Below are 22986 nucleotides of genomic sequence, written 5' to 3'. Positions count from 1 at the left end.
GATGGATTTGAAAACTATTACCTACCTGGTCGTTGGCGCCACGTTCATCCTGTACATCGGGATTGCTATTTGGGCTCGCGCCGGCTCAACCAAAGAGTTTTATGTTGCTGGTGGCGGTGTAAACCCGATTGCAAACGGTATGGCAACCGCAGCCGATTGGATGTCCGCAGCGTCGTTTATCTCAATGGCAGGCTTAATTGCCTTCATGGGCTATGGCGGCTCAGTATTTCTAATGGGTTGGACTGGTGGCTACGTTCTGCTTGCGCTGTTGCTAGCACCTTACCTACGCAAATTTGGTAAGTTTACGGTGCCAGAGTTTGTTGGTGAACGCTTTTACTCCAACACAGCACGTATCGTAGCGGTTGTTTGTCTTATCATCGCATCAGTGACTTATGTTATCGGTCAGATGAAAGGCGTGGGCGTTGCGTTTGGTCGCTTCTTAGAAGTGGATTACTCCACTGGCCTATTAATTGGTATGTGTATCGTTTTCATGTACGCGGTTCTTGGCGGCATGAAAGGCATCACTTACACGCAGATTGCTCAATATTGCGTACTCATTCTTGCTTACACTATCCCTGCAATCTTTATCTCTCTGCAACTCACTGGTAACCCAATCCCACAAATTGGTCTAGGGAGTACCATGGCTGGTACCGATGTCTATCTACTCGATCGGCTTGACCAAGTGGTGACCGAACTCGGATTCAGTGAATACACGACCCAAGTACGTGGCGACACACTTAATATGTTTGTCTACACCATGTCACTGATGATTGGTACTGCCGGTCTACCACACGTAATTATCCGTTTCTTTACCGTGCCGAAGGTTCGCGACGCACGTACATCAGCAGGTTGGGCTCTGATCTTCATCGCCATCCTTTACACTACTGCACCAGCGGTATCAGCGATGGCTCGTCTCAACCTAATGAATACGGTAAATCCAGCTCCGGGTCAGCACCTAGCGTATGACGAGCGTCCTGCGTGGTTCAAAAACTGGGAAACAACTGGACTACTCGGTTTTGACGATAAAAATGGCGATGGCAATATCCAATACACTTCAGATGCGTCCACCAACGAACTGCGCGTTGATAACGACATCATGGTATTGGCTAACCCAGAGATCGCTAAACTACCAAACTGGGTGATTGCACTTGTGGCAGCAGGTGGTCTTGCAGCTGCACTATCTACCGCAGCAGGTTTACTACTCGCCATTTCTTCAGCTATTTCCCATGACTTAATCAAAGGGGTTATCAATCCGAACATATCCGAGAAAAAAGAGCTACTTGCTAGTCGAATATCAATGGCAGTAGCGATAGCAGCCGCAGGCTATCTCGGTTTAAATCCGCCTGGATTTGCCGCAGGTACGGTAGCACTCGCCTTTGGTCTTGCCGCTTCATCCATCTTCCCTGCATTGATGATGGGCATCTTCAGCAAGAGCATCAACAAAGAAGGCGCAATCGCCGGTATGATTGCGGGTATCAGTATTACGCTGTTCTACGTATTCCAACACAAAGGCATCCTTTTCGTTGCTGATTGGAAATATCTAGAAAGCTGGGGAACAAACTGGTTCCTGGGTATTGAGCCAAACGCGTTTGGTGCTATTGGCGCACTATTTAACTTCATCGTCGCATTCGCTGTATCCAAAGTAACAGCAGAAACGCCACAAGAAGTAAAAGACCTAGTCGAACACGTTCGCGTGCCAGTAGGTGCTGGTAGTGCAGTGGATCACTAAAAACTAATCAAAACCACAAAAGCCCCGTTTGGAACCAGCCGTCCGGGGCTTTTTTATTCTCACTTTTCAGTTACCATATTCGCAGTATGTCGTTGCAAGGAAGCCAAGATGTTCAAAAACAAGCACTTTATTCTCGCTCTACTGATTGCGCCAGTTCTCTCTTTGATCGCTTACTTCGGTACCGATATGGCCCTCAGCGAGAAGCCCCACGCGGCGCAAGAAGGGGAAACTTACAAACTCGCGAGTAAGTCTAATTGTCGTTACACCAGTGGTCTGTGTGATATGGAAAATGGCGATTTTAAAGTGAAATTTCGCTCGGAAAAACTCACTAAAAATAACTTAGAATTATCACTCAACGCCGCTTACCCACTCGAAGGTGTTAAAGTTTCTATTGTGAGTGACAAAGAGAAAAACGCTCAACCGATTGATATGAAGCCCGCCGATCAAGCAGGCCAAAGCTGGTACATCACCTTACCAAAGCCTGCATCTGCAGAAAGCTGGTTAAGAGTCGTCATTCAATCAGGCGGTACACTGTATTATGGTGAAACACAAACCGCATTTGTGAAGTACGAAACCTTATTTACTGAATAACGGTGACAAGCTAATTCACCGGTATTCAAACGACAGTGACTTAGTTTCACTCAGCATAAATGAATTCCTACTCAGCCGACGCCTTTGCGTCGGCTTTTGTTTCCGTAAGTCTTTCTTCAACAACCTCTTACTCTAAAAAGGGTTGCCAACTCACAAGTTAATTGATAATAATTATCATTACATTTAATGAGAGGTGGTTATGGACAACAAACGGGACATCTTTAACGCATTTTTTAAAGCCCAAGATAGATTCCTTCTCGCCGCACCACATGGCTTTGAGCCAGACGTGATTCATGACTATATTCATTGGGGAATGGTGTTGTCTTCTTGTTATGAACACGATGCCGATGAAGAAAATCTATTGTTGTGTGAGCTGTTTTTACGTCAGGTTTATTTCCATTTACTAGACGCAATTCAAGACTCAACTCGCAGTCGTATCTTCCGTCGTGTCTGTCTCGATTCTATCCATACGCCATTATTCTGTCTCAAACGCTATTACTACCAGTTTGAACAAGGCGACGTGAAATTTCTCGCACTACAACAACAATTACGCCTGATTCAAATCTCACTTGATTAACCAAAAGGATCCCTACCATGAGCACCGAATTCCGCATAGAAACTGACAGTATGGGCGAAGTTACTGTCCCTGCAGATGCTCTCTACCAAGCCCAGACTCAACGCGCCGTCGATAACTTCTCATTCAGTCAACATAAAATGCCATCTGGTTTTATCAAAGCGTTAGCACACATCAAGCAGACTGCGGCACTCACCAACGCACAGCTAGGGCTGCTTGAAGGAGATATTGCCAACGCGATTGCTGACGCAGCTCAAGCAATTATCGAAGGCAATCATATTGAGCAATTCCCAATTGACGTGTTCCAAACAGGATCAGGCACTAGCTCAAATATGAATGCGAATGAAGTAATTGCAACACTGGCCTCCCAGCATCTAGGCGGCACTGTCAGCCCTAATGATCACGTCAACATGGGACAAAGCAGCAACGATGTGGTACCGACGGCCATTCAAGTTAGCGCAGCATTAGCCATTGAAAAACAGCTCTTCCCGGCCCTGTCACACCTAAGCCAAACACTAGAGTCTAAGCAACAAGCATTGAAAGATGTTGTAAAAACCGGTCGCACCCACTTAATGGACGCGATGCCAATTACCTTTGCTCAAGAACTTGGCGGTTGGCAGTTCCAAATCGAGCACGCAAAACAAGCGATTGAACAAGCACTTCCTGCTGTAAAAGCCTTAGCCCAAGGTGGTACGGCGGTTGGAACGGGGATCAATGCCGATCCACGCTTTGCAGACTTATTCGCTAGCAACCTAACCCAGTCAACTCGTATTCAGTTCACGGCCAGTGATAACTTCTTTTTCAATTTAAGCAGTCAAGATGCGATCGTCGCTCTGTCGGGACAGCTCAAAACAGCAGCAGTTGCGATCATGAAGATCGCAAACGATCTTCGTTGGATGAATTCAGGCCCATTGGCTGGTTTAGGTGAGATAGAATTACAAGGCTTGCAACCGGGTTCTTCCATCATGCCTGGCAAAGTAAATCCTGTGATCCCAGAAGCCGCAGCTATGGCATCAGCGCAAGTCATTGGTAATGACACCACCATTACCGTCGCAGGCCAAGCGGGCAACTTCCAGCTTAACGTCATGTTGCCAGTTATTGCTCATAACGTATTGGAGAGCATCGAGTTACTCTCTAACAGCGCAACCGCTTTAGCTGACAAAGCCATTGCGACGTTTGAAGTTCGCCAAGATAACTTGGATGTAGCACTCGCCAAAAACCCAATTTTGGTCACGGCTCTCAACCCGGTCATTGGTTACCTAAAAGCGGCAGAAGTCGCGAAAAAAGCCTACAAACAGGGGCGCGCGATTATTGATGTCGCGGAAGAAGAAACTGATTTGGATAGAGCCACACTAGAGCGATTGCTTAATCCAGCCAAACTGACCCAAGGCGGCGTCGCAGAATAAACGGCAAACTCAGCCTATCAACTAAGATTACAAATATCGAGACCTCCATTCGGAGGTCTCTTTTATAGCGATTTTTCAAACACTCCAATCCTAAGCGACTCGATTGAGCACCGAACGCAGCTTAAGCGGCTTAACTGGCTTAGCAATAAAGCTGAACCCATTTGCTTTGATGCCATCAAGCATATCATCGGTACGATCTGCACTGATGATGACGCCTTCAAAGCTGTGGCCTAATCTCAGGCGGCATTGCTGTAGCACTTCTAAACCAGTACGACCATCATCAAGTCGGTAATCGGAGAAAATTACATCCGGAATCCAACCATCCTCAAGCGCTTGTAGACTTCCAACTAAATCAATCGCAACTCGTGTATCGCAGCCCCATCGGGAAAGTAAGTTTTCCATGCCGACTAGAATGTCAGGCTCATTATCGACACAAAGGATTCTCAGATGACCAAGTTCAGATTGCTTATTCATCGCCACGTGAACTGGATGAGGCTGAACATGATCAGCTTTATCTAGGGTGATGGAAAAAACACTGCCTTTTCCAACCCAAGAGCGCATCGAAATTTCATGCCCAAGTACCTGAGCAATTCCTTTCGAAATCGCCAAACCAAGTCCGAGACCTTGGTCGGAACGAACTTGAGTTCCGCGATTAAACTCTTCAAAAATCTCTTGCTGCTTCTCTTCTTCAATCCCCACTCCATTATCCCATACATCAATACGCACTCGCCCTTTCACGCGGCGAACACCGAGTGCGACTTTGCCATTCGGGTTATAACGAAACGCATTGGTCAGGAAGTTTTGCACCACACGGCGCAGCAGTTTGGGATCCGACTTAACCATGAGTGAGGACGGAATCATGGTGAACTCTATACCTTGCTGTTTGGCTAACGCACTAAACTCAGCATTCAAATTCGATAACACATCATTTAACGCAAAGCCATGCACGTTGACTTCCAACTTGCCCGATTCCAAACGCGAGATATCCAGCAAATCTCCAATTAAGTCTTCGGCAGCCTCTAAAGCACTTTCAATGTGTGCTGACAGCTTTTTGGCTTCACTGTCTTTGGCGACTTCCGATAGTGAAGATGCGAATAGACGCGCCGCGTTGAGCGGTTGCATCAAGTCATGGCTTACTGCCGCCAAGAACCGTGATTTGGACTTCGATTCCAAATCCGAGCGCTGCGTCGCTTCCACCAGCTGCTTGTTAAGTTGTTCTAATTCTCGAGTCCGCAGACGTACCCTTTCTTCCAATGTCTCGTTGGCGTCTTTCAGTGCTTGCTCTGCATCACGGAATACGGTGATGTCGGTAAAGCTCATCACAAAGCCACCACCTGGCATTGGGTTACCTTGCACCTCTATCACGCGACCATCGGGACGAACCCGAGAAGAGGTGTGCCGAGTCCCTTGCTCAAGGTGATAAACACGGCGACGGACGTGGTCATCAGGGTCACCAGGGCCACACAACCCCTGCTCTGCATTGTGCCGAATCACATCCGCAATCGGTCGACCTACTTGAATCAGGCCTGGCGGAAATTCAAAGAGTTCTAAATAGCGTTGGTTCCACGCAACCAAGCGTAGTTGCTTATCGACGACCGCAATACCTTGTCCAATATGCTCAATCGCGCCTTGGAGTAAACCCCGACTAAAATCGTACAGTTCAGAGGCTTCATCGACGATAGTCGCCACCTCTTCAAGCTGCATGTTTCTTCCTTGCAGAGCGGAAGTAAGTACTAACTTGGCAGAAGATGCTCCAAATACCCCTGCTAGCACACGCTCCGTATGCCGAATCAGAGAAGATGGCGCTTGTTGATTCGGCATCAACTCTTCTCGTTGCTGGCTCCAGTAGGCTTGAAACGCCGCTTTAACTCGCGTTCGTCCTACAAATCTGGACGCTAGCATTTCCAGTTCTGCAACCGTAACGCGGCTCTGGTACAGACTCATATTTTCGCTTTCAGGCAACGGTGTACCAACGAATGATGCCGATTGTAAGCGCTCACTTAGGCTTGGTCGGGTAGCCATAGAAACCACAACAAAACACACTGCATTAGCGACCACGCTGAGGATCATCCCCCAATCTGAAATCGCGATATCAAAACTAGCCAATACCTCTGGTGGCGTAATCAACCAGATCAGGAAGTTATTACTGGCGTCTCCGGCAAGCATGTCTGTTTGGCTCATTAACGTAATCAACCAGGTAGCAAAACCCACCGCGAGGCCAACATACACACCTTTCTTATTCCCTTGACGCCAATACATACCGCCAACCAGCGCAGGAGCGAATTGCGTGATAGCCGCGAACGAGAGAAAGCCGATAGCAGAAAGTGAATGAATGGTGTCCAACGCTTGATAGAAACACCACGCGCCAATCAACAAAACTAAAATCAAACCACGGCGGATCCGCAGTAATAATTCAGAAAAATGGTGATGGTTACGCTGCGTCAGTCGCATGCGACGCAATAGCAATGGCATAACCAAGTCATTCGAGACCATGATCGCTAAGGCAATCGTCGATACGATAACCATGCCACTTGCCGCTGAAGTACCGCCTAGAAACGCAAGTAAGGCGATTTCACTCGCCCCTACCGACATCGGCACACTGATGACATAAGTATCAGGCGAAGCGCCACTCAAGAGGCCTTGCCCTACCCACGCAATAGGTAAAACAAAAATCCCCATTAAGATCAGATAAATGGGGAACAACCAACGAGCCACGTGCAAATCTTGAGCACGTTCATTTTCCACCACCATCGTATGGAATTGTCGCGGAAGGCAAACGATCGCCAGCATGGTCAGTACAGTATGAATCAATATAGTCGGGATATTTGGTGACTGATACGTCTGCGCGGCAACATCAAGTAAGCTCAAACTCTCGGTGTTCATCGCCAACCAAACAATGAAGACACCGACCACTAAAAAAGCCAGCAGTTTGATAATGGATTCGAAGGCAATTGCCATCATCATCCCACGATGGTGTTCCGTGTTATCGATGTGGCGGGTACCGAATAGCATCGTAAAAATCGCCAATGCGACCACAACAAACCACGACACGCTATCGTTTTGATAACCAAAATCAGTAGCCAGCTCCGGAGCAATAATTTCAAGCCCCATAGTGATACCACGCAGCTGTAAAGCGATGTACGGCAAAATTCCCGCAACCGCTATGAGCGTAACAACCACGGCCAAACCTTGGGATTTACCGTAGCGTGCTCCGATAAAGTCAGCAATCGACGTGATGTGTTCCCGTTTAGCAATCAAAATAAGCCGAGCTAAAACGCGCCATCCGATGGTAAACACTAAAATGGGAGCAATATAGATGGGCAAGAAAGACCAAGGATTACTGCTGGCCTGCCCGACCGTGCCGTAGAAGGTCCATGATGTACAGTACACCGCAATGGAAAGGCTATAAATCCAAGGCCGCCAGCGTGCTAGCCACCTTTTCTGAATGTCGCCGTACCACGCGATGATAAATAAAGCTCCCAAATACGCTAAAGAAACGGGAACCACCAGCCATCCTTGCATCCGATATCCTTTCTTGCCTTTCTTGCTACTTTTAAAGCAAGAGAATAAAAAAACCTCTCCATGAGGGAGAGGTTTCATTTAACACTGCTTTGATAACGGAGACAAAGCTTAGTTTTTAACCTTTGTTACATAAGTCTAATTCTGTGTTTCAAGTGGCTTGTCTGATACATCAACCACCTGATGTGGGTCTTGCGAATCAAGCTTGATGAACAGAGCCAATAACCCCATCGCGGCCATGCCCCAGAACACAAGCGGTCCCCAGTGCTCATAACCCCAGCCACTCAATACGGTCATTAACGCGATAAATGCGCCCAACGGAATCGCGTTATACAACGCTTGCAACGCTACGATCTTATTTTCTTCGGAGTTTTGGATATATTGGATCGCGGCAATGTGTGCGGTAGCGAAAGTCACACCATGCAATAGTTGAACAATCACCAAAGCAATAATTGATGTTGTCGACGCCGTAATACCCCAACGCATCATTACACCAACGGCAGCAGCAATAAACAGCGCGCGTATTGACCAACCTACGAATAAACGCTTACTCAGTGCAAACACTGCCACTTCTGCGGCCACCCCCAAGCTCCATAAGTAGCCAATGACATCTTCCGAGTGACCAGCGGCCTTCCAGTGAATCGCACTAAAGCCGTAGTAAGCCGCATGACTGCCCTGAATTAGTGACACCAACACTAAGAATTTTAGTATCGGCTTGTCGGTCAAAAGAGCGGTCAGCTTTGGACGTTCTGCGCTTTGCCCACCGTGCGTTACAGGCATTGGGTTAGTCGGTCGCATAGCAAACAGCAACGAGATAAACACGCCGAACATCGCAGTGTACAAGATCATATCGGAGCCAAATTCAGCCACCAGGTAGCCCACTGCCGTCGAGCCTGCGATAAAGGCGATCGAACCCCATAGCCGCGTGCGGCCATAATCGAGCATTTTCAGGCGAGCGTAGTAATTTGCCATCGCGTCCGACAACGGAATAATCGGTCCACAACAAAGATTGAACAACACTGTCGCTAGTGCCATTAACCAAAAGCTACCACCCGTAAAAAAGTGAAATCCAACAAAAAGGAGGGCAGCGAAACTCAACCAACGTAAAGCAGGCATAAGATGTTCGACTTTGTGTACTCGTGGGGTGATCACGATATTGGCAACACAACGTGTCGCAAGGCCTAACCCGACCAGCAAACCGATATCTGTCGAAGATACGCCCTGATCCTTAAACCAAAGTGACCAAAATGGCAGATACACGCCATACGCAAAGAAGAATCCGAGAAAGTACTGGGAAATCCAGCCATACGGAGAAGGTTTCAACATTACTAATATCCTAAAACGGGAACACCAACGTTCGAGCCGGGAATTATGGATCGCCATGCGTATTATAAAAAGGGAAGAATAAGAAACTTATCGTTTCCTCGATGGAATACTAACTTTGCGACATTTGGCATCTTCAAGCGAAAACATCGTAATTTAGACCAAAGTCGTCTGGCTTCCGGTAAGAAATTTGTCAGACTTAGAGAGTGTTCCTTCCATCATTATTGGGTGTTCTCATGCCTGACAAATTTAACATGCAATCTCCACCGTTCGATCGCTTAACTGAAGCACAACAAACGCGACTGCGATCGTCTCTGGACGTCGCCTACTATCGAGCTCGAGATGTTATTTTATCCTGCGGACAGAAGAACCCCCACTTACATATTCTGATCAAAGGCGCGGTAGAAGAGCGCTCCAACGATCAACAGGAAGTGTTCGCACATTATGCCAACGACGATATGTTCGATGTACGCTCGTTACTTGAAGACAAGGTACGTCATCACTACATCGCGCTTGAGGACACGCTCTCTTACCTACTGCCGAAAGAAGTTTTCCTTGCCCTTTACAACGAAAATGGCCAGTTTGCAGCCTATTTCGATAACAATTTATCGAAACGGCAAGAGCTCATCGAAGCGGCCCATCAACAGCAAAACTTAGCGGAGTTTATTCTCACTAAAGTTGACCGCAGCATTTATCACCCACCGATGATCCTTGAACCAAATACACCAATTCACGAGGTAACGCGTGCCTTAAAAGAAAATGGGATTGACGCTGCATTGGTTCAACTCCATGGCGATGATCCACGATTGGAAAAATGGCCATCAGCCCACCCGTACGCAATAGTGACTCGTACTAATATGCTGCATTCTGTGATGATAGATGGTTGCGCGCTCGACACACCAGTGGGTGAGATCGCGAGCTTTCCTGTTTATCACGTTGATGATGGTGACTTTCTATTCAACGCCATGATCACAATGACCAGAAATAGAATGAAACGCCTCATGGTATGTGAAGGCAACAGAGCCGTCGGCATGCTGGATATGACCCAAATTCTCAGCGCGTTCTCAACCCACTCTCACGTGTTAACGCTCAGTATTGCTCGAGCAAGCAGCGTGGAAGAGCTCGCTTTGGCCTCAAACCGCCAACGTCAATTGGTCGAGAGCTTATTGAAAAACGGCATCCGCACTCGCTTCATCATGGAGCTTATCTCAGCCGTAAACGAACAAATTATCGAGAAAGCGTTCGAGTTAGTGATACCACCAGCCTTGCACGACCATTGTTGCTTGATCGTACTCGGCTCTGAAGGCCGAGGAGAGCAAATTCTCAAAACCGATCAAGACAATGCCCTGATTATTCAAGATGGTTTGGAATGGCCTCATTGCGAACAAGTGATGCGATCCTTCACACACACCCTACAACAGCTCGGTTATCCACTTTGCCCTGGTAAAGTGATGGTTAACAACCCGAAATGGGTCAAAACACAGCAAGAATGGATAAGTACCCTAAACCACTGGATAGCTAAAGCCGAACCAGAACAAATCATGGACTTAGCTATTTTCAGTGACGCCCATGCTGTTGCTGGGAATTGCGAGCTGCTGGCTCCAATTGCGGCGCATCTTCGTGACACAATGAAAGATCGCATGTTGATATTGTCTGACTTTACTCGCCCTGCCTTGCAGTTTTCGGTGCCCCTAACTCTATTTGGCAACGTAAAAAGTGCTAAAGACGGATTGGACATTAAACGCGGCGGTATTTTCCCAATTGTACACGGCATTCGCGCCTTGTCTTTGGAGTATGCCATTGAAGAGAAGAACACGTTTGAACGCATTGAAGCTCTGAGAAATAAGCGCATCTTAGAATCCGAAACGGCAGATAATCTCAACGAAGCACTGAAATTGTTCTTTAAACTTCGTCTTAATCAGCAACTCAAAAAGCAAGAAGCGTTGAATAACATTGATATTAAACAACTGGATAGAACTGAGCGTGATTTGCTTCGCCACAGCTTACATGTGGTGAAGAAATTTAAGCAATTTTTAGGCTTCCATTATCAAATTCGTGATTAACCCTGATTTTCATAAATCACAGAGGCGTAAGCAATGAACTGGTTACAACGCAAATACTGGCATTACAAATTGAAAGGCTCGCCTTATCAGTCGCTGTTTTGCACGCCAGATAAAACAGAATACGTCTCTCTTGACTGCGAAACCACCAGCCTTGACCCAAATCGCGCCGAGCTGGTGACTATTGCAGCCACCAAGATCATCGACAACCGCATCATCACCAGTCAACCATTTGAAGTCCGCTTACGCGCGCCGCAATCGCTCGACTCAGGCTCGGTCAAGATCCATCGAATTCGCCACCAAGACTTAGTCGATGGCATCAGTGAAAAAGAGGCGCTGCTCGAGCTGCTCGACTTTATCGGCAACCGACCACTTGTGGGCTATCACATTCGTTACGATAAAAAGATCTTAGACCTTGCTTGTCTGCGGCAACTTGGCTTCCCACTTCCTAACCCACTTATCGAGGTCAGTCAGATTTATCACGATAAGTTGGAACGACATTTGCCGAATGCCTATTTCGACTTAAGTCTGGATGCCATTTGTAAACACCTCGAACTTCCTATCCAAGACAAACACGACGCCTTGCAAGACGCGATTTCTGCCGCTTTGGTCTTTGTCCGCTTAACGAAAGGCGATTTACCCAACCTAACCGCGCCGTATACATAAAAATCAGTTGACCTAGCTCCCAGAAATACTTTTGTTTCAGCGATTTCCCGGCGCTTCCATCACTCTCATCCTAAAGTCTAATTGTGGAAATACGCGCGGTGACTGACAGTTATAAGCACAACGTCGTCATTACCACGACCAAGTTATTTAGAACCAAAAAACAGCCCTACAAAAATATATTCAAAATCTTATCTAGATTGGTGTAAGGCCGAGAAATAAGGCACAAGGAGAGAAGCCATGAGCGAAGCCCACGTTTATCCGGTAAAAGAAAATATTAAAACTCATACACACGCGGATAATGATACTTACTTAGCCATGTATCAGCAGTCGGTAACCGATCCAGAGGGCTTCTGGAGCGAGCACGGCAAAATCGTTGATTGGATCAAACCTTTCACCAAAGTAAAAAGCACTTCTTTCGACACTGGCCATGTTGATATTCGCTGGTTTGAAGATGGCACACTGAACGTCTCGGCTAACTGTATTGACCGTCATCTTGCAGAACACGGGGACGACGTCGCCATCATTTGGGAAGGCGATGATCCAGCCGACGACAAAACACTCACTTTCAACGAACTGCACAAAGAAGTGTGTAAATTCTCCAACGCATTGAAAGAGCAAGGCGTACGCAAGGGCGACGTGGTGTGTCTATACATGCCAATGGTGCCAGAAGCCGCAGTGGCGATGCTCGCTTGTACCCGTATTGGTGCGGTTCACACCGTAGTATTTGGCGGTTTCTCACCAGAAGCACTATCCGGCCGTATCATCGACTCTGACGCTAAAGTCGTGATCACCGCTGACGAAGGCGTACGTGGCGGACGCGCTGTTCCACTGAAAAAGAACGTGGATGAAGCACTAACCAACCCAGACGTAAAAACCATCAATAAAGTCGTCGTGCTTAAACGTACAGGTGGTGATGTTGAATGGCATGAACACCGTGATGTTTGGTGGCACGAAGCAACAGCCAACGTTTCTGACGTTTGCCCACCAGAAGAGATGAAAGCCGAAGACCCGCTGTTCATCCTCTACACATCTGGCTCGACAGGTAAACCTAAAGGCGTACTACATACTACAGGCGGTTACCTCGTCTACGCGGCAATGACCTTTAAATATGTCTTCGATTATCAACCAGGTGAAACCTTCTGGTGTACCGCGGATGTGGGCTGGATTACAGGCCATACTTACCTAATTTATGGTCCACTAGCGAACGGGGCCAAAACCATTCTGTTTGAAGGTGTTCCAAACTACCCAAGCACGGCTCGTATGAGTGAAGTGGTTGATAAGCACCAAGTGAACATTCTCTACACTGCGCCAACCGCTATTCGTGCACTAATGGCAAAAGGTAACGAAGCGGTAGCAGGGACATCTCGTTCAAGCTTACGTGTGATGGGTTCAGTAGGTGAGCCTATCAACCCTGAAGCGTGGGAGTGGTACTACAAAACGATTGGTAACGAGAGCTCGCCTATCGTTGATACTTGGTGGCAAACAGAGACCGGCGGTATCTTAATTGCACCACTACCAGGTGCAACAGACTTAAAACCAGGCTCAGCAACTCGACCATTCTTCGGAGTCCAACCTGCACTGGTTGACAACATGGGCAACATCATTGAAGAAACCGCAGCAGAAGGTAACTTGGTGATCCTTGATTCATGGCCAGGTCAGATGCGCACTGTTTATGGCGACCACGAGCGCTTTGAACAGACCTACTTCTCAACCTTCAAGGGAATGTACTTTACTAGTGATGGGGCTCGTCGTGACGAAGACGGTTACTACTGGATCACAGGCCGTGTTGATGACGTACTAAACGTGTCGGGTCACCGCATGGGTACCGCTGAAATAGAATCGGCTCTTGTCGCACATCATAAAATTGCTGAGGCCGCTATTGTGGGCATTCCGCATGATATCAAAGGCCAAGCTATCTACGCTTACATTACCTTGAACGATGGTGAATTCCCGTCAGCAGAGCTACACAAAGAAGTGAAAGATTGGGTGCGTAAAGAAATTGGTCCAATTGCAACACCAGATGTACTGCACTGGACGGATTCCTTACCGAAGACTCGTTCTGGTAAGATCATGCGTCGAATCCTGCGTAAAATTGCAACGGGTGATACTAGCAACCTCGGAGACACATCAACGCTTGCCGATCCGAGCGTTGTAGATAAACTTATCGCAGAGAAAGCAGAATTGGCATAAATTCAACCAACTGTTTTAAAAGCACTTTAAAAACCGCCATCACTCATGGCGGTTTTTTGCTTTAGTGCACAAATTGGCCACACAAAAAATATGGCAATTATGTTGTTTTTGTTAACTTGGTTACAGAAACGAGAGTGGCTATTAGGAGATTAGACCAGTAAATTGCTGCTAATTGCTATGAATTAGCTATAATCTTGGTCGATTTTTTAAAATTTGCTCGGTTTTAACAAAAAAATCGTGCTGAACTATCGTATATTTGGGAATATAAACGTTCCACTCACGATAAGGGAAGATAGCAACACAATGTCTGCAAAGTCACGGATTCTTGTTCTAAACGGACCAAATCTTAATCTATTGGGTCTGCGCGAACCGACACACTATGGTCACAGTACCTTAGCTCAAGTTGTGGATACTCTTACAGAGCAAGCCCATAATGCTGGGGTAGAACTGGAACACCTACAATCAAATCGTGAGTACGAACTGATTGAAGCCATTCACGCTGCCTATGGCAAGATTGACTTCATCATCATCAATCCAGCGGCTTTCACTCATACTAGTGTGGCGCTGCGAGATGCATTACTTGGCGTCGCCATCCCATTTATTGAGGTGCACTTATCAAATGTGCACGCACGTGAACCATTCCGTCATCACTCTTACCTGTCAGATAAAGCAGAGGGTGTGATTTGCGGTTTAGGCGCACAAGGTTATGAATTTGCTCTGTCTGCAGCGATCAATAAGCTACAGGCAAAGTAACCCTAACACTCTGCAACCCTACGAGGGTTGTCTTAATCACAAGATAAAAGAGAAAGAAAAGATGGATATTCGTAAAATCAAGAAGCTAATTGAGTTAGTTGAAGAGTCTGGCATTGCTGAGCTAGAGATCTCTGAAGGTGAAGAGTCAGTGCGCATCAGCCGTCATGGCACTGCAGCCCCTCAAGCACCAATTCACTACGCAGCAGCTCCAGCGGCGGCACCTGCTCCAGTAGCAGCGGCACCAGTAGCGGAAGCGCCAGCAGCAGAAGCTCCAGCAGCAACACCTGCAGGTCACCAAGTTCTTTCTCCAATGGTTGGTACTTTCTACCGCTCTCCAAGCCCAGACTCTAAAGCATTCGTAGAAGTGGGTCAGAAAGTAAATGCTGGCGATACTCTATGTATTGTTGAAGCAATGAAAATGATGAACCAAATCGAAGCGGACAAATCTGGCGTTGTTACAGCAATCCTAGCTGAAGACGGCCAACCAGTTGAATTCGACCAACCTCTTGTTGTAATCGAATAAGCGGGGCTTGCCTTATGCTAGACAAAGTAGTCATCGCGAACCGAGGTGAAATTGCACTTCGTATTCTTCGCGCTTGTAAAGAATTAGGTATTAAGACCGTCGCTGTTCACTCAACAGCGGACCGCGATCTTAAGCACGTACTACTCGCAGACGAAACCGTATGTATCGGCCCTGCTCGTGGTATCGACAGCTACCTAAACATTCCACGCATCATTTCTGCAGCAGAAGTGACTGGTGCTGTGGCTATCCACCCAGGTTACGGCTTCCTGTCTGAGAACGCAGACTTCGCAGAGCAAGTTGAGCGCAGTGGTTTCATCTTCGTTGGTCCAAAGGCAGACACTATCCGCCTAATGGGCGATAAAGTATCTGCTATCAATGCAATGAAGAAAGCAGGCGTTCCTTGTGTACCGGGTTCTGACGGCCCTCTAGACAATGACGAAGAGAAAAACAAAGCATTTGCTAAGCGCATTGGTTACCCAGTAATCATCAAAGCATCTGGCGGCGGCGGCGGTCGTGGTATGCGTGTTGTTCGCGCAGAGAAAGACCTTATCCAAGCCATTGCAATGACACGTGCTGAAGCAAAAGCGGCGTTCAACAATGACATGGTTTACATGGAGAAATTCCTAGAAAACCCTCGTCACGTTGAAGTTCAGGTTATTGCTGACGGTCAAGGCGGCGCAATCCACCTTGGTGAGCGTGACTGTTCAATGCAACGTCGTCACCAAAAAGTAGTGGAAGAAGCTCCAGCACCTGGTATCACCGAAGAAATGCGTAAGTACATCGGTGAACGCTGTACTCGTGCATGTATCGAGATCGGTTACCGCGGCGCAGGTACGTTTGAATTCCTATACGAGAACGGTGAGTTCTACTTCATCGAAATGAACACTCGTATTCAGGTAGAGCACCCAGTAACAGAGATGGTTACTGGCATCGACCTAATCAAAGAACAGCTTCGTGTTGCAGCGGGTCAGCCTCTGTCATTCACTCAAGATGATATTAAGATCCGTGGCCATGCGATTGAGTGTCGTATCAACGCAGAAGACCCTGAGCGCTTCCTACCATCTCCGGGTAAGATCGAGCGTTTCCACGCTCCTGGCGGTATGGGTGTACGTTGGGAATCTCATATCTACACAGGCTACACAGTACCACCTCATTACGATTCAATGATTGGTAAACTGATCACTTACGGTGAGAACCGTGATGTAGCGATTGCACGTATGAAAAACGCACTGGGTGAGATGATCATCGAAGGCATCAAAACTAACGTGCCACTGCAATTCTCCATTATGAATGACGAAAACTTCCAACACGGTGGTGCAAACATCCACTACCTAGAGAAGAAGCTTGGCTTACAATAAGCCTAAGCAAACGTCTTAAAAAATGCCCACTCCCGTGGGCATTTTTGTTTTATATGTACGCAAAGGGCTCAACATATAAATCGGCTTATTTGGGTATATACTCAAACAAATCGTAGAGTTCTGGTAAACTCTGCGCCACTTCATTCACTTTAAGAGCAAAAACCAATGCCTTGGATTCAAATCAAACTCAACGCGACCAATGAAAACGCTGAGCAAATCGGCGATATGCTAATGGAAGAGACTGGCGCGCTGTCTGTTACATTCTTAGACGCGCAGGATACACCTGTATTCGAACCTCTACCTGGCGAAACTCGCTTATGGGGCGATACTGATATTCTGGCACTGTATGATGCAGAAGCAGACACTAACTTCATCATCGACCAAATTAAAGCGAGCAATATGCTGGCTGACAATTTTGCTTACAAAGTAGAACAGCTTGAAGATAAAGACTGGGAACGCGAATGGATGGAAAACTTCCACCCAATGAAATTTGGTGAACGCTTATGGATTTGTCCAAGCTGGCGCGACATTCCAGATCCTGACGCTGTTAATGTTATGTTGGATCCAGGCCTTGCATTCGGTACGGGTACTCACCCTACAACAGCACTTTGTCTTGAGTGGCTAGAAAGCATGGACTTAAGCGGTAAGACCGTTATCGACTTCGGTTGTGGCTCAGGTATTCTTGCGATCGCAGCGATCAAACTGGGCGCTGAAAAAGTGATAGGGATCGACATTGATCCTCAAGCCCTGCTTGCTTCAAAAGACAATGCTGAGCGTAATGGCGTTGCAGACAAACTAGAAGTTTACTTACCGCAAAATCAACCAGAAGGTCTCGTCGCTGACGTCGTTGTGGCCAACATCCTTGCGGGACCTTTACGTGAACTTGCACCTATCATCAAAGGACTAGTTAAGCCAAATGGCGACCTCGCTATGTCCGGCGTATTAGACACTCAAGCTGAAGATGTTGCGAACTATTACCGTGACGAGCTTCACATTGACCCGATTGTTGAGCAAAGTGAATGGTGTCGCATCTCTGGTCGTAAGCAAGGCTAGACAAGGTTTTCAGAGCTAATTGTTTGAAATTCATACAATTTACAAAAACAATTTGTAAATGCTCAAATATTAGTCTTTTCACGCAGTGAAAAAATGCGTAAAATGCGCGCCCTTGCTGGTACAGAACTGTGATGACGTTTTGAAAATCGGAAACTATCAACTTAAGAACAATCTAATCGTAGCCCCTATGGCTGGTGTAACGGATAGACCGTTTCGCGAGTTGTGTCTTCGCTATGGTGCGGGAATGGCCGTCAGTGAAATGATGTCTGCTAACCCAAAACTATGGGGAACGTCAAAGTCGAAACAGCGCATGGTACACGAGGGCGAATCGGGCATTCGCTCTGTACAGATTGCGGGTTCCGATCCACAGCTTATGGCGGACGCAGCTCAATTCAGTGTTGAGAACGGTGCACAAATCATCGACATCAACATGGGCTGCCCGGCAAAAAAAGTGAATAAGAAGCTAGCGGGCTCTGCTCTGCTTCAATACCCAAACATTATCGAAGAGATTTTGAAAGCGGTCGTGAATGCAGTGGACGTTCCTGTAACGTTAAAGACTCGAACTGGCTGGGATACAGACAACAAGAACTGTGTCCAGATCGCTAAATTAGCCGAAAACTGCGGCATACAAGCTCTTGCTCTGCATGGCAGAACGAAAGCATGTATGTACAAAGGTGAGGCCGAATATGACAGCATTAAAGCGGTAAAAGAGGCGATTTCAATTCCGGTTATCGCGAACGGTGATATCGATAGCCCGGAGAAAGCCAAATTTGTACTGGAGTACACCGGTGCGGACGCTTTAATGATTGGACGCCCTGCCCAGGGTCGTCCTTGGATTTTCCAGGAAATCCATCACTATTTGGAAAACGGCACCACAATGGAGGAACTTCCAACTGAGGAAGTGAAAACCATTATGCTTGGTCATGTAAATGCTCTGCATGAGTTTTATGGGGAGTTCTTAGGTCCACGTATCGCGCGCAAGCACGTTGGGTGGTACCTGAAAGAGCATGAACAGGCAAGTGAGTTTCGCCGTACCTTCAACGCTATCGACGCAGCTCCGCTGCAAATTGAGGCGTTAGAAGGTTATTTTGATAACGTTGCATCATAATTAAGAGAAGAGCTAGACCGAATATGTTCGAACAAAATCTGACTTCAGAAGCATTAACAGTAACTACAGTAACGTCACAAGACCAGATTACTCAGAAGCCTTTACGTGACTCTGTTAAAGCGTCTCTTAAAAACTACCTTGCTCAACTAAACGGCCAGGAAGTAACAGAACTATACGAATTAGTTCTAGCTGAAGTTGAACAGCCACTACTAGATACTATCATGCAGTACACTCGCGGTAACCAAACTCGCGCAGCAACTATGATGGGTATCAACCGCGGTACTCTTCGCAAGAAACTTAAGAAATACGGCATGAACTAAGACCGTTTTTCAAAAAGTATTTGGAACAAGCCGTTACCTTTTTAGGTAACGGCTTTTCTTTATCTACTAAAACACTACGAATAACGCTCACTTTATTCAGTATTACCAACTGGCTTTAAGATAACTACTGCTGAGCCAAACAATAGCAAAGCCACGAAAGCGACCCATTCATTGCCTACAGAATACGCGAAGCCCGCCAAGGCAGACCAAATCGCGACACCAAAGTGCATCATACTCATTCCAAAAGACATTAACACACCTCGATGTTCATCAGATAAGCTTGCGATATGTGCTTGTAATGCCGGAGAACCAACCCCTCCAGCAAGAGACCAGAGCACTAGAGCTGGAAGATAAGCGGTAACCGTACTCATCTCACTTGAGAACACCCATGCACTGCAAGGTATGCACACCATTAAAGCCACTCGCATAACAGCTCGAGAGCTACCAAGCCAACGGCAAGCTCTCCCCACGCACATATTTCCAACCACACTCACGAGCCCTAGAGCAGCATAAATAGCGCCCACCCAACCGAGCGCCAACTCGCTGGTATCTCGAATATGAAGGCCTATCAGGTTAAATACACCAATACCTCCCCCTAGGCCTAAACACATCGCTAGAATCGCCCTCAACGCGCCTGGAAGATGAATGACGTCTGTGATAGGTGGCAGAGTATCTGACTTCTTGGACTCATTATGCTTGTTGTTCATGGACACTACGCTCATGGCACCGACAAAAAGAGCCGCCACGCCCAAAATAATAAAAGCGGCACGCCATGATAAAAGCTGTGTCAACAATGCTCCGATCGCCGGGCTAGTTATCATACCTAGCGTTAATCCCGCCTGAACCATCACAATTTGACGCATCGCTCTATTACCCTTCGCGTCTCCCGCTAACGCGAATGCAATTGGTAACATGCCTGCACTTGCAATACCAGTGATCACTCGAGTTGCAATAGCAAGTTCAAAATCATGAACTATGCCCGTCGTAATAGACGCAACCCCAAATACAAAGCAAGCAGGCACCATGATACGAATACGCCCAACTCGGTCTGATAAACGGCCCAAGTAAGGAGTGCAAATTGCTATGGCTAAACTATATGCCGTAATAAATAAGGTAACCTGACTCGGTTGAACACTTAAATCATTTCCGATGGGTTCAAGAATAGATCCAAGCATCAACTCATCAGCACCAACAAGAAAAGCAACGAGAAATAGGATCATGGACTGCATCATAGCTCCACCTCCTGTTCTGTTTTCGATTCAGCACAAGTGAGCAACGAAATATCTAAAACTCTATCAGGCCAAGATTGCAAAAATGCCTTCTCATGAGATACCACAATCACGCTACCGGAAAAGCGCTGGAGAGCCTCTTTAAGCGCATTTTTGCTGCTGCTATCCAAATGTGTTGTTGGTTCGTCCAACAGCAAAACATTGCATTTCTGAACCGATAAACAACACAGTTTCACCCGAGTTTGCTCACCACCGCTCAATGTATCTAAGTGGCGCTGCGTCTTATCCCCCGTGATCCCAAAGCGAGCTAATAGCTTGCGTGACTCTTTGCTTGAGATTGTTGGCGCACAAGAGCACAGCTCCTGTTCAGGCGTGTTCTGAGGATGGCGCCAAGACAAATCTTGAGAAAAATAACCAATCATTGCACCTTTTGCCAATACCACCTCACCAGAGAGTGGCTCGATCTTCCCCATCAGGGTTTTAAGTAAGGTCGACTTACCCACGCCGTTAAAGCCAGCAACAACCAACTTTTCCCCGCGCGCTAACGTGATATCAAATACTGGAAGCAGAGGCTGCTGATAACCGATCATCAACGCTTTTGCGTCAATCACATTCGGTTGCTCAATGGGCTGGTAAGCAAAGTCAAACGTCGATACTTTCTCTACATGATTCAGTTGAATACGTTCGATTTTATCCAGTCTCTTCTTACGCCCTTTAGCAAGACTGGCGTTAACTCCTGCACCATTTTGGGCAATAAATTTCTCTAACTTTCGAATTTCACTTTGCTGAGCCTTATATTGCTTTTCTAATAAAGCACCGTCGTGCTGCTTTTGCTGCATTGCTTTGACATAAGTACCGCTGTATTTTCGAACCGTTTGATAATCAATATCACAAACACTGGTCGCTACTTGATTAAGGAAATCAATATCATGAGAAACCAGTAAAACGGTGCCAATGTAATCATTGAGAAACGCGACTAGCCATTCAATGTGCGGAGCATCAAGATAGTTTGTCGGCTCATCAAGAATTAACACATCGGGGTTGCGAAGTAACAACTTGCCTAAAAGGACTTTGTGTCTTTGACCACCACTTAGCGAGACAAGCGGTGTATCTAAGCCAAATTGATAAATACCAAGACCTACAGCAACTCGTTCAATTTTGGTATTAATTGCATAGAAGTCTTCATCTTCTAAATATGCCTGTAGCCGAGCGACTTGGCTTAAAAGAGATGTAGAGTGAGACTCGGTCATCGCCTGATACAAAGTCCAAAGCTTCTGCTCGGCAGCGTATAAACTCTCAAAAGAGCCCTTTAAACACTCATGAACTGTCAGCACATTATCGATCTTAAAATGTTGTTCTAAATACCCCACCTCAAGGTTTGGTAACCATTCAATGCAGCCCTTATCTGCAGATAATTCACCGAAAAGCAATTTTAATAAGGTGCTTTTTCCAACGCCATTCGCTCCGGTGATACCTATTTTCTCTCCCACGTTAATACGAAAGGTCACGTTGTTGTATAACGTCTTATCAGCTATCTGATAAGACAAATTTTTAACTTGTAAAATACTCATGTTTTCAACCAAATAAAAAAGGGCCGGTGATCAATACCGGCCCTTATTTCAATACTGGGTAATGCTTTGTAGCTGCTTAACAGATACAAAAAGGCCGATGATGAAATATCACCGGCCATCTCTTCTCTTTTATCAGGTGTACAAGCTCCTGCGTATAACTTCAGCGAAGCTACCCACACATAAAACACCTGATGAAGATTAATTTAAGACTCCGAGCAACACTTCATCGCGTTTTTTGCACGGAGTTCAGCCTTCTTACAAAGCTTTTAAACAAGAGATATAACATGATTTACTGTCGAAAAAATATTCGATGTGAAGCGTACACCTTTAGAATAAAAAGTACCAGATAATTATTAAAACTATCGTGACTTACACGAAGGTCCACAGAAAGAAGACTTTTCCTCAGTCAATGTGCCAGGTGAACTGCTTACTCAGCAAACACAGCTATGAAAGCACCTATACCGCTCACGTTATACGTACGTAGTGGTGGCTTTGAAGGTTGGAGAGGGTTAGAGGGAAGAAGTAGCGAATATACTTTAAGACACTGGCTTAAATAGGTCGACAAAACAAAATCCATGTTTGGAAAGTTTTAAATGCGCTGAGTTTATATTAATAAGCGCCTATGGCTAAATCAAAACATCTAAAGCAGAGAAATCTCCCCCGAAAATAACATAACCTAGTGAATAAATTTTCCAGGTAATAATAAAGGAAGCTTTGGTAAGTAAGCACAAGGGCTGAGAACTAGCGCTCGATACTAGGACCCGGTTCAGTAGAAACCACACAAAACTGAGTTCCACTTCACTCATAACAGGGCTTAGAAAGCATCGCCAGAGGGAAGCCGGCCTCTCGATGCAAGGTTTCAATACGAAAGTGGGTTTAAGGTAAGTCGGGGGAACCAAAACGAAAAAAGCCTCAGTCTTTCGACTGAGGCTTAATATAAGTGGCGGAGTGGACGGGACTCGAACCCGCGACCCCCGGCGTGACAGGCCGGTATTCTAACCAACTGAACTACC

Annotated in this window: 17 protein-coding genes; 13 read left to right on the top strand and 4 right to left on the bottom strand. The window is 46.5% G+C overall.

The genetic code is table 11. The features are described from left to right. Nucleotide 1 precedes the first annotated feature (1 nt). From R8O70_RS23430 to R8O70_RS23415, 4 genes are all read left to right on the top strand, one after another. On the top strand, nt 2–1729 hold the full coding sequence (locus R8O70_RS23430) for a sodium:solute symporter family protein (protein ID WP_005382372.1): 1728 nt from the start codon (nt 2–4) through the stop codon (nt 1727–1729). Between the two features lie 108 nt (nt 1730–1837). Then, nucleotides 1838–2320 (top strand): hypothetical protein, encoded by a 483-nt coding sequence (locus R8O70_RS23425; protein WP_005382371.1) that lies wholly within the window; start codon nt 1838–1840, stop codon nt 2318–2320. Between the two features lie 199 nt (nt 2321–2519). Beyond that, nucleotides 2520–2897: a hypothetical protein gene (locus R8O70_RS23420; protein WP_005382370.1), complete on the top strand. Its 378-nt coding sequence runs from the start codon at nt 2520–2522 to the stop codon at nt 2895–2897. 17 nt (nt 2898–2914) lie between these two features. After that, nucleotides 2915–4300, top strand: a complete 1386-nt coding sequence (locus tag R8O70_RS23415) for a class II fumarate hydratase (protein WP_017635560.1) — start codon at nt 2915–2917, stop codon at nt 4298–4300. A 90-nt stretch (nt 4301–4390) separates the two neighbouring features. Here the strand turns inward: R8O70_RS23415 and R8O70_RS23410 are convergent, their stop codons facing one another. Then, nucleotides 4391–7822 (bottom strand): PAS-domain containing protein, encoded by a 3432-nt coding sequence (locus R8O70_RS23410; RefSeq protein WP_318184387.1) that lies wholly within the window; start codon nt 7820–7822, stop codon nt 4391–4393. Between the two features lie 135 nt (nt 7823–7957). Next, on the bottom strand, nt 7958–9145 hold the full coding sequence (locus R8O70_RS23405; protein WP_005382367.1) for a 3-phenylpropionate MFS transporter: 1188 nt from the start codon (nt 9143–9145) through the stop codon (nt 7958–7960). Nucleotides 9146–9378: 233 nt separating this feature from the next. Between R8O70_RS23405 and R8O70_RS23400 the strand changes: the two genes are divergently transcribed. The 9 genes from R8O70_RS23400 (at nt 9379) to fis (ending at nt 19173) form a co-directional block, all read left to right on the top strand. Continuing rightward, a complete protein-coding gene (locus R8O70_RS23400; RefSeq protein WP_054577284.1) occupies nt 9379–11205 on the top strand; it encodes a DUF294 nucleotidyltransferase-like domain-containing protein in 1827 nt (608 codons plus the stop codon). A 33-nt stretch (nt 11206–11238) separates the two neighbouring features. Next, a complete protein-coding gene (locus R8O70_RS23395; RefSeq protein ID WP_005382363.1) occupies nt 11239–11868 on the top strand; it encodes a 3'-5' exonuclease in 630 nt (209 codons plus the stop codon). Nucleotides 11869–12105: 237 nt separating this feature from the next. Further along, nucleotides 12106–14058: an acetate--CoA ligase gene (gene acs, locus R8O70_RS23390; protein ID WP_025768819.1), complete on the top strand. Its 1953-nt coding sequence runs from the start codon at nt 12106–12108 to the stop codon at nt 14056–14058. A 303-nt stretch (nt 14059–14361) separates the two neighbouring features. Then, entirely contained in the window at nt 14362–14811 is a 450-nt protein-coding gene (aroQ, locus tag R8O70_RS23385; RefSeq protein WP_005382360.1) for a type II 3-dehydroquinate dehydratase, read from the top strand. 61 nt (nt 14812–14872) lie between these two features. Further along, the gene (accB, locus tag R8O70_RS23380) at nt 14873–15334 is read left to right on the top strand and encodes an acetyl-CoA carboxylase biotin carboxyl carrier protein (RefSeq protein ID WP_005386355.1); all 462 of its coding nucleotides are present in this window, start codon (nt 14873–14875) and stop codon (nt 15332–15334) included. Between the two features lie 14 nt (nt 15335–15348). Beyond that, a complete protein-coding gene (gene accC / locus R8O70_RS23375; protein ID WP_005382509.1) occupies nt 15349–16692 on the top strand; it encodes an acetyl-CoA carboxylase biotin carboxylase subunit in 1344 nt (447 codons plus the stop codon). A 165-nt stretch (nt 16693–16857) separates the two neighbouring features. Further along, nucleotides 16858–17745: a 50S ribosomal protein L11 methyltransferase gene (gene prmA, locus R8O70_RS23370; protein WP_005382507.1), complete on the top strand. Its 888-nt coding sequence runs from the start codon at nt 16858–16860 to the stop codon at nt 17743–17745. 139 nt (nt 17746–17884) lie between these two features. Further along, nucleotides 17885–18853, top strand: coding sequence for a tRNA dihydrouridine synthase DusB (gene dusB, locus R8O70_RS23365; RefSeq protein ID WP_005382505.1), 969 nt, complete (start codon nt 17885–17887; stop codon nt 18851–18853). 23 nt (nt 18854–18876) lie between these two features. Then, complete coding sequence (gene fis, locus R8O70_RS23360; protein ID WP_000462885.1) at nt 18877–19173, top strand: DNA-binding transcriptional regulator Fis; 297 nt, start codon at nt 18877–18879, stop codon at nt 19171–19173. Between the two features lie 92 nt (nt 19174–19265). Here the strand turns inward: fis and R8O70_RS23355 are convergent, their stop codons facing one another. Both R8O70_RS23355 and R8O70_RS23350 read right to left on the bottom strand, forming a co-directional pair. After that, nucleotides 19266–20405 (bottom strand): MFS transporter, encoded by a 1140-nt coding sequence (locus tag R8O70_RS23355; protein WP_258625435.1) that lies wholly within the window; start codon nt 20403–20405, stop codon nt 19266–19268. Continuing rightward, on the bottom strand, nt 20402–21973 hold the full coding sequence (locus tag R8O70_RS23350) for an ABC-F family ATP-binding cassette domain-containing protein (RefSeq protein ID WP_104975665.1): 1572 nt from the start codon (nt 21971–21973) through the stop codon (nt 20402–20404). Before R8O70_RS23350 ends, R8O70_RS23355 begins: the two co-directional genes overlap by 4 nt. Between the last annotated feature and the right edge of the window lie 1013 nt (nt 21974–22986).

Origin of the sequence: Vibrio sp. 779(2023), from assembly GCF_033344285.1 — a bacterium.
GTDB classification, from domain to species: domain Bacteria; phylum Pseudomonadota; class Gammaproteobacteria; order Enterobacterales; family Vibrionaceae; genus Vibrio; species Vibrio alginolyticus.
This window is presented reverse-complemented; position numbering and strand designations above follow the sequence as displayed.

Coding starts and splice junctions, on each gene's coding strand:
- R8O70_RS23425 (WP_005382371.1), top strand. CDS start 1,838: ATGTTCAAAAACAAGCACTTTATTCTCGCTCTACTGATTGCGCCAGTT.
- fis (WP_000462885.1), top strand. CDS start 18,877: ATGTTCGAACAAAATCTGACTTCAGAAGCATTAACAGTAACTACAGTA.
- R8O70_RS23395 (WP_005382363.1), top strand. CDS start 11,239: ATGAACTGGTTACAACGCAAATACTGGCATTACAAATTGAAAGGCTCG.
- R8O70_RS23415 (WP_017635560.1), top strand. CDS start 2,915: ATGAGCACCGAATTCCGCATAGAAACTGACAGTATGGGCGAAGTTACT.
- R8O70_RS23355 (WP_258625435.1), bottom strand. CDS start 20,405: ATGATGCAGTCCATGATCCTATTTCTCGTTGCTTTTCTTGTTGGTGCT.
- R8O70_RS23420 (WP_005382370.1), top strand. CDS start 2,520: ATGGACAACAAACGGGACATCTTTAACGCATTTTTTAAAGCCCAAGAT.
- accC (WP_005382509.1), top strand. CDS start 15,349: ATGCTAGACAAAGTAGTCATCGCGAACCGAGGTGAAATTGCACTTCGT.
- R8O70_RS23430 (WP_005382372.1), top strand. CDS start 2: ATGGATTTGAAAACTATTACCTACCTGGTCGTTGGCGCCACGTTCATC.
- R8O70_RS23405 (WP_005382367.1), bottom strand. CDS start 9,145: ATGTTGAAACCTTCTCCGTATGGCTGGATTTCCCAGTACTTTCTCGGA.
- prmA (WP_005382507.1), top strand. CDS start 16,858: ATGCCTTGGATTCAAATCAAACTCAACGCGACCAATGAAAACGCTGAG.
- accB (WP_005386355.1), top strand. CDS start 14,873: ATGGATATTCGTAAAATCAAGAAGCTAATTGAGTTAGTTGAAGAGTCT.
- R8O70_RS23410 (WP_318184387.1), bottom strand. CDS start 7,822: ATGCAAGGATGGCTGGTGGTTCCCGTTTCTTTAGCGTATTTGGGAGCT.
- acs (WP_025768819.1), top strand. CDS start 12,106: ATGAGCGAAGCCCACGTTTATCCGGTAAAAGAAAATATTAAAACTCAT.
- R8O70_RS23400 (WP_054577284.1), top strand. CDS start 9,379: ATGCCTGACAAATTTAACATGCAATCTCCACCGTTCGATCGCTTAACT.
- R8O70_RS23350 (WP_104975665.1), bottom strand. CDS start 21,973: ATGAGTATTTTACAAGTTAAAAATTTGTCTTATCAGATAGCTGATAAG.
- aroQ (WP_005382360.1), top strand. CDS start 14,362: ATGTCTGCAAAGTCACGGATTCTTGTTCTAAACGGACCAAATCTTAAT.